11 protein-coding genes are annotated in these 14,753 nt (G+C 38.7%); 2 read left to right on the top strand and 9 right to left on the bottom strand.

Annotated features, from left to right (window positions below; genetic code table 11):
• Positions 1 to 38: 38 nt before the first annotated feature.
• The 3 genes from C7972_RS15580 to C7972_RS15570 form a co-directional block, all read right to left on the bottom strand.
• Positions 39 to 887, bottom strand: coding sequence for an OmpA family protein (locus C7972_RS15580; protein WP_031443860.1), 849 nt, complete (start codon positions 885 to 887; stop codon positions 39 to 41).
• A gap of 96 nt (positions 888 to 983) precedes the next feature.
• The gene (locus C7972_RS15575) at positions 984 to 2,015 is read right to left on the bottom strand and encodes a glycosyltransferase family 2 protein (RefSeq protein WP_375334789.1); all 1,032 of its coding nucleotides are present in this window, start codon (positions 2,013 to 2,015) and stop codon (positions 984 to 986) included.
• A 123-nt stretch (positions 2,016 to 2,138) separates the two neighbouring features.
• A complete protein-coding gene (locus C7972_RS15570) occupies positions 2,139 to 2,588 on the bottom strand; it encodes a type I restriction enzyme HsdR N-terminal domain-containing protein (protein WP_110357107.1) in 450 nt (149 codons plus the stop codon).
• Positions 2,589 to 2,614: 26 nt separating this feature from the next.
• Between C7972_RS15570 and holA the strand changes: the two genes are divergently transcribed.
• Positions 2,615 to 3,613, top strand: coding sequence for a DNA polymerase III subunit delta (holA, locus tag C7972_RS15565; RefSeq protein WP_110357106.1), 999 nt, complete (start codon positions 2,615 to 2,617; stop codon positions 3,611 to 3,613).
• Between the two features lie 115 nt (positions 3,614 to 3,728).
• Here the strand turns inward: holA and C7972_RS15560 are convergent, their stop codons facing one another.
• From C7972_RS15560 to uvrA, 5 genes are all read right to left on the bottom strand, one after another.
• Positions 3,729 to 4,091, bottom strand: coding sequence for a DoxX family protein (locus C7972_RS15560; protein WP_110357105.1), 363 nt, complete (start codon positions 4,089 to 4,091; stop codon positions 3,729 to 3,731).
• 123 nt (positions 4,092 to 4,214) lie between these two features.
• Positions 4,215 to 6,626 (bottom strand): thiamine pyrophosphate-dependent enzyme, encoded by a 2,412-nt coding sequence (locus tag C7972_RS15555; RefSeq protein ID WP_110357104.1) that lies wholly within the window; start codon positions 6,624 to 6,626, stop codon positions 4,215 to 4,217.
• Between the two features lie 162 nt (positions 6,627 to 6,788).
• Positions 6,789 to 9,635, bottom strand: a complete 2,847-nt coding sequence (locus C7972_RS15550) for a metalloprotease (protein WP_258364879.1) — start codon at positions 9,633 to 9,635, stop codon at positions 6,789 to 6,791.
• 11 nt (positions 9,636 to 9,646) lie between these two features.
• Positions 9,647 to 10,333: a TIGR00730 family Rossman fold protein gene (locus C7972_RS15545; protein WP_110357103.1), complete on the bottom strand. Its 687-nt coding sequence runs from the start codon at positions 10,331 to 10,333 to the stop codon at positions 9,647 to 9,649.
• A gap of 93 nt (positions 10,334 to 10,426) precedes the next feature.
• On the bottom strand, positions 10,427 to 13,261 hold the full coding sequence (gene uvrA / locus C7972_RS15540; RefSeq protein WP_110357240.1) for an excinuclease ABC subunit UvrA: 2,835 nt from the start codon (positions 13,259 to 13,261) through the stop codon (positions 10,427 to 10,429).
• Positions 13,262 to 13,382: 121 nt separating this feature from the next.
• Between uvrA and C7972_RS15535 the strand changes: the two genes are divergently transcribed.
• Complete coding sequence (locus C7972_RS15535; RefSeq protein WP_110357102.1) at positions 13,383 to 13,910, top strand: hypothetical protein; 528 nt, start codon at positions 13,383 to 13,385, stop codon at positions 13,908 to 13,910.
• Between the two features lie 121 nt (positions 13,911 to 14,031).
• Here C7972_RS15535 and C7972_RS15530 read toward each other — a convergent pair whose 3' ends face one another.
• The gene (locus tag C7972_RS15530) at positions 14,032 to 14,751 is read right to left on the bottom strand and encodes a TIGR03915 family putative DNA repair protein (RefSeq protein WP_110357101.1); all 720 of its coding nucleotides are present in this window, start codon (positions 14,749 to 14,751) and stop codon (positions 14,032 to 14,034) included.
• Positions 14,752 to 14,753: the final 2 nt, after the last annotated feature.

Below are 14,753 nucleotides of genomic sequence, written 5' to 3'. Positions count from 1 at the left end.
CCATAAGGTCGCTTTTTAAGTTATTCAAACTATTGCTCTTAGTTGATCTTAGGATCTTTCATTCCCTCTTCGATCATGCTATAGAATTGATCAATTTTTGGAAGTACAACAATACGTGTTCTTCTATTCTTAGCCTTGTCTGTTGGGGAAACAGGAATATATTCTCCTCTTCCTGCAGCAGTCATACGCTTAGGATCAACACCGTAATCTTTTTGCAAAATACGTACTACTGAAGTTGCGCGCTTTACACTCAAATCCCAGTTGTCATATAAAACTCCACTGTTGTATGGATCGGTATCGGTATGACCTTCCACCATAAATTCGAAATCTGGTTTATTGTTAACCACTTGGGCAACTTTACCTAAAATTTCCTTAGCTCTCTGGGTTACGTTAAAGCTACCGCTTCTAAATAAAAGTTTGTCAGAAATAGAAACAAATACCACTCCTTTTTCTACACTGATTTCAATGTCCTCATCATCCAAGTTTCCAAGAACACCTTTTAAACTTTGTACCAAAGCCAAGTTAACGGAATCCCTTCTTGTAATGGCATCGTTGAGCTTTCTTATAGTCAGATCCTTTTCCTTTAAACTTTCCAAGGATTTCTCCAAGTTATCGGCACCTTTACTAGTAAGCGTAGTAAGGTTGCCCATATTGTTTATCAAATCTTGGTTATTGGCTTTAAGGAAGGCATTCTGATCTTCCAAAGTCTGCATTTTTGAAGTTGCAGCAGCCTTATCTTCTAAACAGGTGTTTAATTTAACTGTCGCGGAATTTAATAAATCCTGTGCTTCTTTCGCCTTGGCCTCCATATCCGCATATTTCTTCTGCGATACACATGAAGACAATAAAAGGGTAATACCTAAACAGCCTAAAATGATTTTTCTCATAGTTATGATAATAGAATTAATAATTTATAATTTAATAGGTTCGTTTTAATGTTGGCAAAATTATATAAAACGCAATATTATGCGAGACCAATTTAGTTAATCTTTTACTAAATTGTTAAATATTTTTACATGATTTATATAATAAGCCCAAACAATAGATTTTACAACATAGTAATTAGCTGTAAAATAGGACTTTTCACGCTTCTTGTAAATGGCCCAAAAATTTTTGTAAAAACTAAAATGGGCCATTAAAATAGCCCAAAAATGCTTAAATCTACCCTGAAGGATAAAATTGAGGCCGGCCAGACCATCCAAAATCATTCTTGTGAGTACTATTGGGAATACCTTTCGCAAAGGTAGGTTCTTAACAAGGGAATAGAGGGAATTTCTGAAGTTTAAAAAAGTCTTTTTAGGATCCATACTACCCAAGGTTGAACCACCTAAATGATATACCTCCGAACCTCCCACATAAAAAACCTTATATCCCTTATTTTTAGCCCTCCAACATAGGTCTACTTCTTCCTGATGGGCAAAATAATCCTCGTCAAATCCATTTAGCTCGTTGAATACCTCTTTCTTAAGAAACAAACACGCTCCAGTGGCCCAAAATATTTCCTTTACATCATTATATTGGCCATTGTCCGCTTCCAATTCATTAAAGATGCGTCCGCGGCAAAAGGGATAACCAAACTTATCAATAAAACCGCCCGCGGCTCCCGCGTACTCAAAATGTCCCTTTTTTTTAAAATCCAATATTTTTGGTTGCACAATAGCCGCCATCGGATTGTTCTCAAATTCCCCAATTATTGGGATAAGCCAATCCTTGGTTACTTCCACATCAGAGTTCAAAAGGCAATATATATCGGCATCAATATTGGGCAAAGCATCATTATACCCCTTGGCATAGCCGCCATTGCCCGAATTTCTAATGATACCTACCTGTGGATATCTATTTTTTAAAAAGGCTATGGAGCCATCTGTGGATGCATTGTCAGCGACATAAATATCGGCCTCCTTGGAGAATTCCGTTACGGAAGGAAGAAACTTTTCCAAAAGTGCCTCTCCGTTCCAATTAAGTATAACTACTGCTATTTTCAACATATTCCACCATGCCCAAAGAATAGGCATCTATTCAAATTAATAAGTTCTGATTAAGATGGCAATGTAAAGAAATATTTTATAAATGACTATGGATATTTTGATAACCCATGGTCGAAGCCCATAAACTATAGTGGGATAGTTACTTGTCCCTTACCTAGGTCTATAATCGGGAATATCCGTAAGGAAACTATATTGTTCCCTATCGAAATCCATGCTACAAAAAAAATGATCCAGACCATTGGTGACCATTAGATATTTGGCTTTGAGCAAAAGGTTATAACGGGCAATTTGGTCAAAGACCACTTGGTCAATTTTAGTGTCGGGCGATTTACATTCTACCAGAATTTCGATACTCCCGTCCGGATTGAAGACCACTACATCGTATCTTTTTTTTAAATTATTAATAAGCAATTGCTTTTCAACGTTGATATGGGCCTTGGGGTAATTTTTGTCGGAAATTAGATTGTGCACTACATGCTGCCTTACCCATTCTTCGGGTTGGAGCACCACAAATTTTTTACGTATGACATCAAAAATATAGATTTTATTTTCCCTATTTTTGAATCGAAAGGGATAGGACGGATAGTTTAATGGTTGCATTGTGCAAAGTTGATGATTTTTTTTAGATGGACGAGGTAAAACAAATTGTAGGCAATATAAAAAAAGGAAATATAGCACCCATATATTTTCTAACGGGCGAAGAACCATATTATATAGATAAGATATCGGAGTATATTGAAAAAAATGTCCTGACAGAGGAAGAACGTGGTTTTAATCAGGTGGTGCTATACGGTAAGGAAATTACGATAGAGGATATAGTGGGCAACGCCAAGAGATATCCCATGATGTCCGAACGCCAAGTGGTCATTGTGAAAGAGGCACAACATTTATCCCGTACCATAGAAAACCTTGTTCCCTATGCCGACCAACCCCAACCCTCCACAGTACTTGTATTATGTTACAAATACAACAAGCTGGATAAACGCAAGAAATTGTATAAATCCATAAAGAAATCGGGGGTAATATTTGAAGGTAAAAAATTATATGAAAATCAGGTCGGGGATTGGATTAAAAAGTCCCTACATTCAAGAGGTTATGGTATTACTTTCAAGGCGGCCAATTTATTGGTCGAGTTTCTTGGCACCGATTTAGGCAAGATAGATAAGGAGCTTGAAAAATTGTGTTTGGTGGTACCAAAAGGAGTTGAAATTAACCCCGAAGCCATAGAATCAAATATTGGAATAAGTAAGGATTACAACAATTTTGAACTAAAAAAAGCCATTGGGGAAAGGGACGTTGAAAAGGCCACGAGAATTGTCAATTATTTTGCCCAAAATCCAAAGGACAATCCCTTTGTGCTAACAATAACGCTTTTATATTCGTTTTTTATACAGCTACTTTCTTATCACGGCTTAAAGGACCACTCACCAAAAAATGTCTCCACTGCCTTGGGTATACGGCCGTTTTTTGTTTCGGAAATTCAGACGGCCGCAAGAAATTATCCCATGAGGCGTGTCAGTGAGATTATTTCCGGCCTAAGGGAATTGGATGTCAAGGGAAAAGGAGTGGGGTCCAACATTTCGCAGGCCGACTTACTAAAAGAGTTGTTGATCAAAGTATTCTAAAACCTTTAATGTTTGAATCTCCCTAAAACTACCTTCATGAAATGTTAGGAAAAAATCTTGGAAATAAAAATTACGGGAACCAGAAGGTCTTGGACAATAGATCTATCGATTAGATTTACTTCTTGTCCAGGCTATATTTTCCAGGCCCCAATAAAAGTATTGAAATAAAGGCAATCAAAAATAAAATGGCCTTTTCCTTAACATTATAGGGGTCCGCACTATGTACTATCAAGACAGCCACCAACATGGTGATAATTGTAGGTACTGTTGCCCAACGTGTTTTAAAACCGACAATAATTAAAATAGGACAGACAAACTCTCCTATAACCGCAAGAAATAGGGAAGGGGCGGCACCAATTCCAATGGGATCTCCAAATTCAAAATTACCACCAATTAGTTTTTGAAATTTAGGTAGTCCGTGGGTTAGCATTAAAATAGCGGAAGCAATACGAAGAAATAGTAGGCCTAGGTCTCTCATTGGGGGAATAGCTTTTAGAATAAATTAATAGTTATTGCGCCTAAAAGTAATTATTTGTTTTTTAAAAACAAAAGGAATTATAGCTGATCAATTTTTTTAGAAATATCGATATGGATTCCACGGTTATCGCAACTCGGGGAAATCCATAGGATTTGATTCGTGCATTATGTCATAAACCTTTTCAAAGATATCCTCGGCGTTAGGCTTGGAGAAATAGTCGCCATCCGTGGCGTAGGCGGGCCTATGGGGCTTTGCCGTAAGGGTTTGGGGGGCACTGTCCAAATACTTATACGCTCCCTGTTTCTCAATAATTTCATGAGTTAAATAGGCTGAGCAACCTCCAGGCACATCTTCGTCTATAACCAACAACCTGCTGGTTTTTTTAACACTCTTAAGTACGTCTTGTCGCAAATCGAACGGCAATAAACTTTGTGCATCCACAACTTCGGCATCTATCCCCACATCTTTAAGTTCTTCAGCTGCTTGCAGCACTATTCTTAGGGTAGATCCATAGGAAAGTAAAGTAATATCCGTTCCGGTTCTAACTACTTCAACAATTCCGATAGGTGTACATAAATCCCCAAGGTTATTGGGTTTGGGCTCCTTCAATCGATAACCGTTTAAACTCTCGATCAACAAGGCCGGCTCATTTCCCTTCATAAGTGTGTTATAAAAACCTGCCGCCTTGGTCATATTTCTCGGCACTAAAATATACATGCCCCGCAATAAGTGTATTAAACCACCCATTTGCGAACCAGAATGCCATATCCCTTCCAATCGGTGTCCACGGGTCCTAACTATTAATGGTGCCCTTTGCTTACCAACCGTCCTATAGAGTAGAGTGGCCAAATCATCGGTCAAGGTAAAAAGTGCATAGAAAATGTAATCCAAATATTGAATTTCGGCAATTGGGCGTAAACCTCTCATTGCCATCCCTATACCTTGCCCAATTATACTAGCCTCCCTAATGCCAACATCGGCGACCCGAAGTTCTCCATATTTCTTTTGTAATCCTTCCAATCCTTGATTAACATCCCCTATGGTTCCACTATCTTCCCCAAATATCAATGCTTGGGAGTATCTTTCAAAAAGAGAATCAAAATTGTCCCTAAGAATTATTCTCCCATCCACTTCCTCCGGGTCCGCATCATACGTAGGGGGTACCTCAGGAACACTCAAGGCGTTGTTGCTTTGTTCGTTATACAAATAGGAACTGAACTTGGTTTGGGATTCCTCTAAAAAAATCCTGGTCCAAGCGGCCAAAAGGTCTTTTTCCTTACTGTTTTCACCCAATAAATATCGCATTGCCTTTCTAGCCTTGGAAGCCATATCCTTTTTTATGGGCTCTTCAATAGCTATTAAATCGTTCTTTAGTTTGGTGATAAAAATTTTGTTTTCACTGGAGTTGGCTGCATTCTCCAATAAGTTCACCAATATTTTTTTCTGTTCCTTATGGGGGGCCAAAAACTCTTCCCAAGCTTCTTTACGAGCGCTTCTAACCTGTCTCTTGATATTCTTTTCTAGGGTTTTTAAATCTTCTTCAGTGGAAATACCATTTTCCAATATCCATTCCCTATATCGCTTGTTGCAATCATTGTCCCTTTCCCATTGTAAACGTTCCTCACTCTTATAACGCTCATGTGAACCCGAGGTAGAATGTCCCTGTGGTTGTGTTAGTTCGGTTATATGGATAATTACCGGAACGTGTTCGTCCCTCGCTATATCCGAGGCGTTTTCATAGGCATGGATCAGGGCCGTATAATCCCAACCCTTAACTTTTAAGATCTCGTAACCCGCATTGTCCTTGTCCCGTTGGAAACCGACTAAAATCTTTGATATATCCTCCTTGGTGGTCTGGTGTTTGGCATGGACGGAAATACCGTAATTGTCATCCCAAATACTGATTACCATTGGCACTTGTAATACCCCGGCCGCATTTATGGTTTCGAAAAAAACACCTTCACTGGTACTGGCATTCCCAATAGTTCCCCAAGCCACTTCATTTCCATTATCTGAAAATTTAGAACTGTGCCTAACCTTAACGTTCCTATATATTTTGGATGCCTGGGCCAGGCCTAGCAATCTTGGCATTTGCCCTGCAGTACAAGAAATATCGGCACTACTGTTCTTTTGTTTGGTGAGGTCCCTCCAGCTGCCGTCCTCATTTAGACTATAGGTGGTGAAGTGACCTCCCATTTGTCTTCCTGCACTCATGGTTTCTTTGGTTATATCGGTAGTGGCATATAACCCATGGAAAAATTCCTTTGGGGTAAGCAGCCCCAAGGCCATCATAAAAGTTTGATCCCTATAATATCCACTTCTAAAATCCCCATCCCTAAAAGATCTGGCCATGGCCAATTGTGGAAGCTCCTTACCATCTCCGAAAATTCCAAATTTAGCCTTCCCGGTGAGAACTTCCCTTCTTCCCAAAAGACTACATTCCCTACTAGTAACGGCAATTTCATAGTCTTTCAAAATTTGTAATTGAAAATCGTCAAATGAAATATCGTTGCTTGCTTCGGAATCTATATTCATTACGTTATTGATGGTTTCTCGCAAAAATATCAAATCAATATGGTTTTTGCAACCAATAGCAGCGGATAATAATTAATAATTCTTTAAAGAAAATCGAAGAGTATTTTTAAATATTGATAATTTCGTAAAAATAGTGGCAATATTTAAGAATATATTAATATTTTAAAACCATTTTCTCGTAAATAATCCGGTTAAAGTCCTTGGACTAAAGGTTATTACAAATCTGATTTTTTGATCGTATTGTGGTTGTGAAATCTCCCAGCCATTGTTGGAGTACAACGGAAAATAAAGTTCAAAATAATCTGTCAACAAGTTTAAACGAATACCGGAATCGTAGACAAAGCGTTCTTTTAAACCTTTATTTTTCACAAAACCAAGATCACCGTAGACTTCTATCCATCGCCATATATTTACACTGGTATTTATGGTTGCCATCCAATCATTGGCAAAGGGGTTTTGCAATTTGGATTTAAACCCGCCCTCGGCAACTATAATCTGTTGACTATAGATTCCCGAGCCTTCCGATCTACCCAAATATTCATAATCAAACAGGTAATCTGTTGGCCTATCGAGGGCAAAACTGAAAAAGTCCGTACTTCCCGCCGTTTCGTTTCTGAGAAACTTCCCGGCAAAAAAGCGTAAATTAAACTGCCTATTGTTCTCGAAAAGTTTTCGGTATTCCAATTCATACGCAAGCTTGGTGAATTTATTGGAATACTGCGCATCAACCGACCAGGATAGATAATTGATTATATTATTGGTGGTATTATAGTATTTTGCGTTGAACACATTATAATCCGGATCCGTTTCCAACCCCAAGGACTGTAAACTTGGATCTATATCCCTAAAAACACTAACGGACCTAATTATCAAAGCTTCCCTCTGGTTCAATAAAAGATTGTTGGGCCTCCAGCCAAAACCAATAGAAGGGCTCACAGTACTGTAACGGGAATTCTCCCGAAAGTGTGAGGTGGAGCCCCTAAGGGAATAGTTGGTAACGTACAGACCACTTTTCCCGTGGTATTGACGGAAATTAAACTTGCCGTAACCTACAAAAGTCTTTTCATTGGGAGCATAGGAAGGGGCCAGATCAAAAACAAACGGCCTTTCCAACAACGTTTTGTTGTGTAATCTCATCCCTGGGGAAAGTCCGTCATACTTGTTGAATCCAAGGACCGGGACATAAAAAACCTGATTGTAATACGGATCCTCGGCATCTTTGAAAAATTGAAATTTCAGTTTTTTATTACTGGAAAAGAATCCGTTCAGGGATTTCCAATTATCCCTTTGATTAAATTCCGGAATGGTCTGGTCATAATTCAAAACTAAACGATCTTCCCCGTTCTTGGGAATTGTAAAGGCCTGTTGATCGCTAATATTTGTAAACCAATAATTTGAAACAACGGTATCATTTTTTATTCCAAAAAGGGAAATGGGTACATTGGTGCCTTCCTTGTTCTTTAGGATGACCACGAGCGAGTCCTCCATTTTTTGTACTTTTTTAATTTTAAAGTCGATTTTTTGGGTGGTGGATACATATTCATCAAAAAACCAATTGATATCCTTATCCGAGTTTTCAACAACTATAAATTTAAAATCTGCGGCGGTACATGGTTTTAATCTATAATTTATATAGAATTCCTTTACACTGCGATCTACATGCTCCTTACCCGTATAATCGGCCAAATATGCCAACCCCAATCCTGCCTTGTATCTGTTGGCTATTTTTTGATTGAACTTTACGAGCGAATCGTTGGGAGTAGTAAGGGATTGATCAATGTTTCTTCTGGCCGACAACATATGGAGCAGGGGATACTGTTCGTTAAAATCCATTTTGGCCAGATGAAAATTTCGTATCCCCCAAATACTGGATAATTTGCCCAACAGTTTTTGATCAGGATAGAATTCCTCCACAAAACCGATCATCAAATAGTTGAGAATAGCATCGGTAACCCATTTTTCCTTTCTTGGATCAAGGAACATGGTTTCCCTAATAAAGCTGTTAAGGGCGGTTTTGAGAAATTTCATTTCAAATTGAAACTGTTCCTCATAGGGCCGAATAAAGCTCGGTAATTGGTTGATGCCATACAAGGGGTCCTTATTATAATCCAATTCAGAGACCAACAATTGTTTATGTGGGAAATCGCCCAAATTTTCATAGATATATTTGGATATCCGATTGATGGAGATTCCCGAAGATATTTCGTCATATTTCGGAGACCGGAGATTGGTCAAAATAGTTATATCCGGGGTTACATGCTTTACAAATTGATTGGAAGGCCTTATAATGATCTCCCCACTTTTTTGATTAATTCCTTGAAAATAAACATGTTGCACATCACCTTCTTGCTTTTTGCCCAATTCATGAAAATTGGAGACCGCAAATAAATTATGCGGTATAATAAGTTCTATGGATGTATTGGCCATATCCGTATAAAGATCTTCCAAATTCTTGTTGGAATATAAATGCCATTCCCCGTCATAAACGGCAGGGGTAAGGTACCAATCCTTTAAATAATAGCCTCCCCTGTTATCGTAGCCGTAGGTAGTGAATTTATCCGAAGGCAATTTCACCCTATAGGTAATAAATATTTTGGTAGATGTGTTAGGGGGTAGGGGATGGTTTAGATTAATCTTAATAATATCCCTGCCAGGGGCATACTCCCAATCCAAACCTTGGTAATTATCATCAACGGTACTAGTAATTTTTGTATTCCCCCTTTCAACCTCCTTGGCAAGATGTAGTCCCTTCTTAAATTCTTCGGAAAATCTCTTGGCCAAGGCCGTATTTTTATTGGCATAGGCATTGGCCCAATCATTAAAGTAAATAAACTGTAAGGTATCCTTGGAATTGTTTAGATAGACAATTTCTTGCTGAATATTGAAAGTCTTACTTTCGACATCCAAGGTGGCTGAAAGTTTATTGGAATGTTGGGCAACGGACAGTCCATTGATACAAAGGATTATCAACAATAAAATAGGTTTCCGAATGTATACCAATTTCCTCAAGAATCTTGCATTTAGAAATTAGGGCTCAATATATTTCCTTTGTAAAAGGAATCTATTATATCCACCACTTCTTCCTCCGAATCCACTATTTGAATTAAATCCAGATCATTTGGGCTAATATTTCCAATATTTAGCATAGAATCCTTAATCCAATCCATTAATCCATTCCAAAACTCCGAGCCTACCAAAATAATAGGGAATTTTTCTATTTTGTTGGTCTGTATCAGTGTAATTGCTTCAAAAAGTTCGTCCAATGTACCAAAACCACCGGGCATAACCACAAAGCCCTGTGAGTATTTTACAAACATAACCTTGCGGACAAAGAAATAGTCGAAATCCAAACTTTTATCCCCGTCAATATAGGGATTGTCATGTTGTTCAAAAGGTAAATCAATGTTCAGGCCAACGGAGGTGCCACCTGCCAAATGTGCCCCCCTGTTTCCGGCCTCCATTATTCCCGGACCGCCTCCGGTAATAATTCCATAACCGGCTTCGGCAATACTCTTGGCCACACTCACCGCCAGTTCATAGTATTTGTCACCTGGTTTGGTACGTGCGGATCCAAAGACGGAAACACATGGGCCTATAGCGCTCATTTTTTCAAATCCGTTCACAAACTCGCCCATAATCTTGAATAGGGCCCAGGAATCGTTGGTTTTTATCTCATTCCATCCTTTGTGATGCTGCTCTTTTCTCATGTTAAATTTTATCCTTAATCAATTTAGACTATTATTTTCATAACCTTATAATCCTGTTTTCATGAAAATAGTATCTTTTGTTGACAGTTAATTTCACAAACCTAATTCTTTTCTTAGAAATTTTGAGGTGTAACTCTTTTTATCCTTGGCCACCTCCTCTGGAGTTCCTTCTGCAACTACCATACCACCATTGCGACCACCTTCGTATCCAATATCGATAATATGGTCTACCATTTTTATAACGTCCATATTATGTTCAATTACCAAGACGGTATTTCCCTTGTTTACAAGCTTATTAAGTACGTGCATCAATACCCTAATATCTTCAAAATGTAGACCGGTTGTTGGTTCGTCCAGAATATAAAAGGTATTTCCAGTATCTCTTTTGGATAGTTCCGTAGCCAACTTTATACGCTGCGCTTCACCACCGGATAGGGTGGTAGATTGCTGTCCAAGGGATATATATCCCAGCCCTACATCTTGAATAGTCTTTAATTTGCGATAGATCTTGGGGATATTCTCAAAAAAATCAACAGATTCGTTTATGGTCATTTCCAGAACATCGGCTATAGATTTACCCTTATACCGTATCTCCAAGGTTTCCCTGTTGAACCGCTTTCCATAACAGGTCTCGCATTCAACATATACATCTGGCAAAAAATTCATTTCAATTACCCTGAGACCTCCACCTTGGCATGTTTCACAACGTCCGCCCGTAACATTAAAACTAAAACGACCAGGTTTATACCCCCTAATGGAGGCTTCTTGGGTCTTGGCAAAAAGGGACCTTATTTCGCTAAAGACACCGGTATAGGTAGCAGGATTGGATCTTGGGGTTCTTCCTATGGGAGACTGGTTAATGTCTATAACCTTGTCTATATGATCCAAACCTTTAATTTTTTTGTAAGGCATCGGGATTTTTACCCCATTAAAATAATACGCATTTAAAATGGGATATAAGGTTTCGTTGATCAGGGTAGATTTACCACTGCCGGAAACACCGGTAACCCCGATCATTTTTCCCAAAGGAAAACGCACCGAAACGTTTTTAAGATTATTTCCGGAACAACCGGATAATTCCAGACTGTTTCCATTCCCTTCCCTGCGTTTTTTAGGAACTTCTATTTTTAATTTTCCGGTAATATAATCGGCCGTTAGGGTATGGTGGTCTTTAAGGGCCTCCGGACTTCCTTCCGAAATTATTTCCCCACCGTGCTTTCCTGCCTTGGGGCCAATATCTATAACATGGTCTGCCCGTTCTATCATATCGCGGTCATGCTCAACCACAATTACCGAATTGCCTAGGTCTCTGAGCGATTCCAAAGACTTTATTAAACGCTCATTATCCCTTTGGTGCAATCCAATACTGGGTTCGTCCAAGATATAAAGAACGCCAACCAATTGCGACCCAATTTGGGTGGCCAATCTAATACGCTGTGCTTCCCCACCGGACAGGGATTTACTACTTCTGTTCAAAGAGAGGTAATCCAGGCCAACATCCAATAGAAATTGAACCCTTGTTTTGATCTCCTTTATAATTTCCTCGGCAATTTTTAATTGGTTGCCTTCCATTTTTTTTTCCAGTCCGCTAAAGAAATCCGCCAATTCCGAAATGTCCAAATTGGAGAGATCGGCAATATTTCTGTTGTCTATCTTAAAATATAAGGACTCTTGCTTCAATCTAGTGCCTTCACAGCTGGGACACTTAATTTTATCCATATATTCCTTGGCCCAACGTTTAATGGAAGTAGAGTTGGCCTCATGGAATTGACTCTTGATAAAATTCGATATCCCTTCGTAATCTATTTTGTAAACGCGTTTTACACCCAAGGTTTTTGAGTCCACCTCAAAACTCTCCTTACCACCGTAGAGCAATATTTGAATAGCTTCGGACGGTATTTTCGATATCGGTTCCGTAAGTTCAAAATTATACCTTTGGGCTATAGTCTCAATCTGCTTAAAGGCCCATGAATTTTTATATTCCCCCAAAGGGGCAATACCACCAGCCTTAATGGACAATTTTTTACTAGGAAAAATTTTATTTTCATTAACTTCATAAACGTGACCCAGTCCATTGCAATCAGGACACATACCTTTTGGTGAATTAAAGGAAAAAGTATTGGGTTCCGGGGAAGGGTATGATATTCCAGTGGTTGGGCACATTAAATCCCTACTAAAATAACGCGGTACTTCGGTTCCTTCCTCTAAAATCATCAATACATTTTCACCACTGTACATGGCCGTATTAATAGTTTCTGAAATACGCTTATCCAATTCTGTACTCTCCTCTATTTTGAGTCGGTCTATAACAATCTCGATATCGTGGGTCTTATAACGATCCACTTTCATACCCTTTGCGATATCCTTGATTTCCCCATCTACCCTTACCTTGACAAAGCCTTGTTTCGCAATCTGTTCAAATAGTTCCCTGTAGTGCCCCTTTCTGGACTTGATGATCGGGGCCAATATATTTATTTTCTTGCCTTTGTAAGAGGATATGATCAAATCCCTAATTTGTTCATCATCATAGCTAACCATCTTCTCCCCGGTATTGTAGCTATAGGCATCACTGGCCCTGGCAAATAAAAGTCTAAGAAAATCATATATTTCGGTAATAGTACCTACAGTAGACCTTGGGGACTTTGAAGTCGTCTTTTGCTCAATGGCAATTACCGGTGATAGACCATCTATCTTGTCCACATCCGGGCGCTCCAATCCCCCCAAAAACTGTCGGGCATAGGCCGAAAAAGTTTCAATATAACGTCTCTGTCCTTCAGCATATATGGTGTCAAAGGCCAAGGAGGATTTGCCGCTTCCGGACAGTCCGGTTATAACAACAAGCTTTTCCCTGGGTATGGTAACATCTATATTTTTAAGGTTGTGCACTCGAGCGCCCTTAACCTCAATATTCTCTTCGTAATTGATCATTTTCATAGCAATGTGCGAAGTTACGACTTTGATACCTAAAAATGAAGAAGGGGCTATTTAGTTTTTTGTAGATTAAAAGCTTAACTATAAATTAGCATTTTTAACCTTAAAATATTTTTTAATGCAACTTTTAGGAATAGGTTCCCGGATTAATCACAGTGAATACGGTAAAGGAGTAGTTACCAATGTAACGTCTAAGCATTATTGGGTTACTTTTATAGACAAAGGATTGGAAACCATAGATTTGGATTCGAATTTTGAAGTTGTGGAGGCAGTGGAGGACGAAGTGGATACCATTAGCTTTTCCGAAGTGGAACAATCGTTGATTTCTATATTAAGACGTTGGAGCGATGCCAGTTCCATTACCCCGATTGCCGATAAATGGAAAGGGGGGAGCCTGGTTTTAAAGCCCGGCGATTCCAACTTGTCTGAAAAAGAAATTCCAATGGATACCTTTTTTCACAAAATAGTCATGGTCAGGGACCGAATTAGGGTAATGGAGCAAAAAATAAACAGCAGTAAAAATTTGGATGACCAGGAAAAGGTGGACCTGCAACAATATATAACAAGGATTTATGGCAGCTTAACTACGTTTAACGTACTTTTTAAAAATCAGAGCGATAATTTTGTAGGGGAAAGAACCAAGTAAGCTTACCTAGAAATTAAAACTTTAATTTAATTCCAATGTACTGTATATAAACAGGATTTTTACTTTAAACAGTATTGGCTATTCCATAATGAAAAAAAGGGACGAATGACTCAAATAATGATTACACCGCTGCCTTTTCTCCTTCAGCTTCCAACTGAACTCTTTTGGAATAAGGCGAATGTGGGTGCAACTTATTATTTATAAATTGTTTTATATGGGTTTGACTTAGCTTCCTGGGATAATCATGAACTGATAATTCCATGGAAATAATTTCAACAGTATATAGATTGTAAAAAATGGCATATTTTCTCTTTTGATCATATATTATAAACTCCTGTCCCTGAAACTTTGATCTGAAGTATTTGGATATGAGCGGTAGCACATCAAATGCTGGTGAAACTATGGAAAAGAAAACCTGATCTTGTGATATTTCAAAATTTGCAATGGCCTCTATCCTGTGCTTTTCCCGCGCCACCATTCTTGAATGTTGCTGTATTCTTAATATTATATCGGAAATACCCTCTATGGGATGATCATCGGGGTTGGCGTACATGGAGCGGATGTATTGGTATAGGAGAAGTTCAATACCTTTGGTTTCACTTAAAAAGGCAAAGTAAATGGATTTAATGGCGGCATTACTTTTATTTTGTATGCTGTTCCAAACACGTCTTGCCTTGTCCATCTGGGTAAAAACTGTTATCGCTTCGGAAAACAGCCCCTTTTGAAGCTCTCTATTTTTCTGGATATCGGTCACTGGGATCTTCTCCTCAAATATTTTGTAAACCGTGGTTAGAAAACCATTAAAACTGCCGTCGTAAATTAAAACCTTGGGATTTTCCATAA

The sequence above is a fragment of the Arenibacter sp. ARW7G5Y1 genome, assembly GCF_003201775.1.
Classification (GTDB): Bacteria; Bacteroidota; Bacteroidia; order Flavobacteriales; family Flavobacteriaceae; genus Arenibacter.
This window is presented reverse-complemented; position numbering and strand designations above follow the sequence as displayed.

Coding starts and splice junctions, on each gene's coding strand:
- C7972_RS15575 (WP_375334789.1), bottom strand. CDS start 2,015: ATGCCTATTCTTTGGGCATGGTGGAATATGTTGAAAATAGCAGTAGTT.
- C7972_RS15555 (WP_110357104.1), bottom strand. CDS start 6,626: ATGAATATAGATTCCGAAGCAAGCAACGATATTTCATTTGACGATTTT.
- uvrA (WP_110357240.1), bottom strand. CDS start 13,261: ATGATCAATTACGAAGAGAATATTGAGGTTAAGGGCGCTCGAGTGCAC.
- holA (WP_110357106.1), top strand. CDS start 2,615: ATGGACGAGGTAAAACAAATTGTAGGCAATATAAAAAAAGGAAATATA.
- C7972_RS15545 (WP_110357103.1), bottom strand. CDS start 10,333: ATGAGAAAAGAGCAGCATCACAAAGGATGGAATGAGATAAAAACCAAC.
- C7972_RS15560 (WP_110357105.1), bottom strand. CDS start 4,091: ATGAGAGACCTAGGCCTACTATTTCTTCGTATTGCTTCCGCTATTTTA.
- C7972_RS15535 (WP_110357102.1), top strand. CDS start 13,383: ATGCAACTTTTAGGAATAGGTTCCCGGATTAATCACAGTGAATACGGT.
- C7972_RS15580 (WP_031443860.1), bottom strand. CDS start 887: ATGAGAAAAATCATTTTAGGCTGTTTAGGTATTACCCTTTTATTGTCT.
- C7972_RS15530 (WP_110357101.1), bottom strand. CDS start 14,751: ATGGAAAATCCCAAGGTTTTAATTTACGACGGCAGTTTTAATGGTTTT.
- C7972_RS15570 (WP_110357107.1), bottom strand. CDS start 2,588: ATGCAACCATTAAACTATCCGTCCTATCCCTTTCGATTCAAAAATAGG.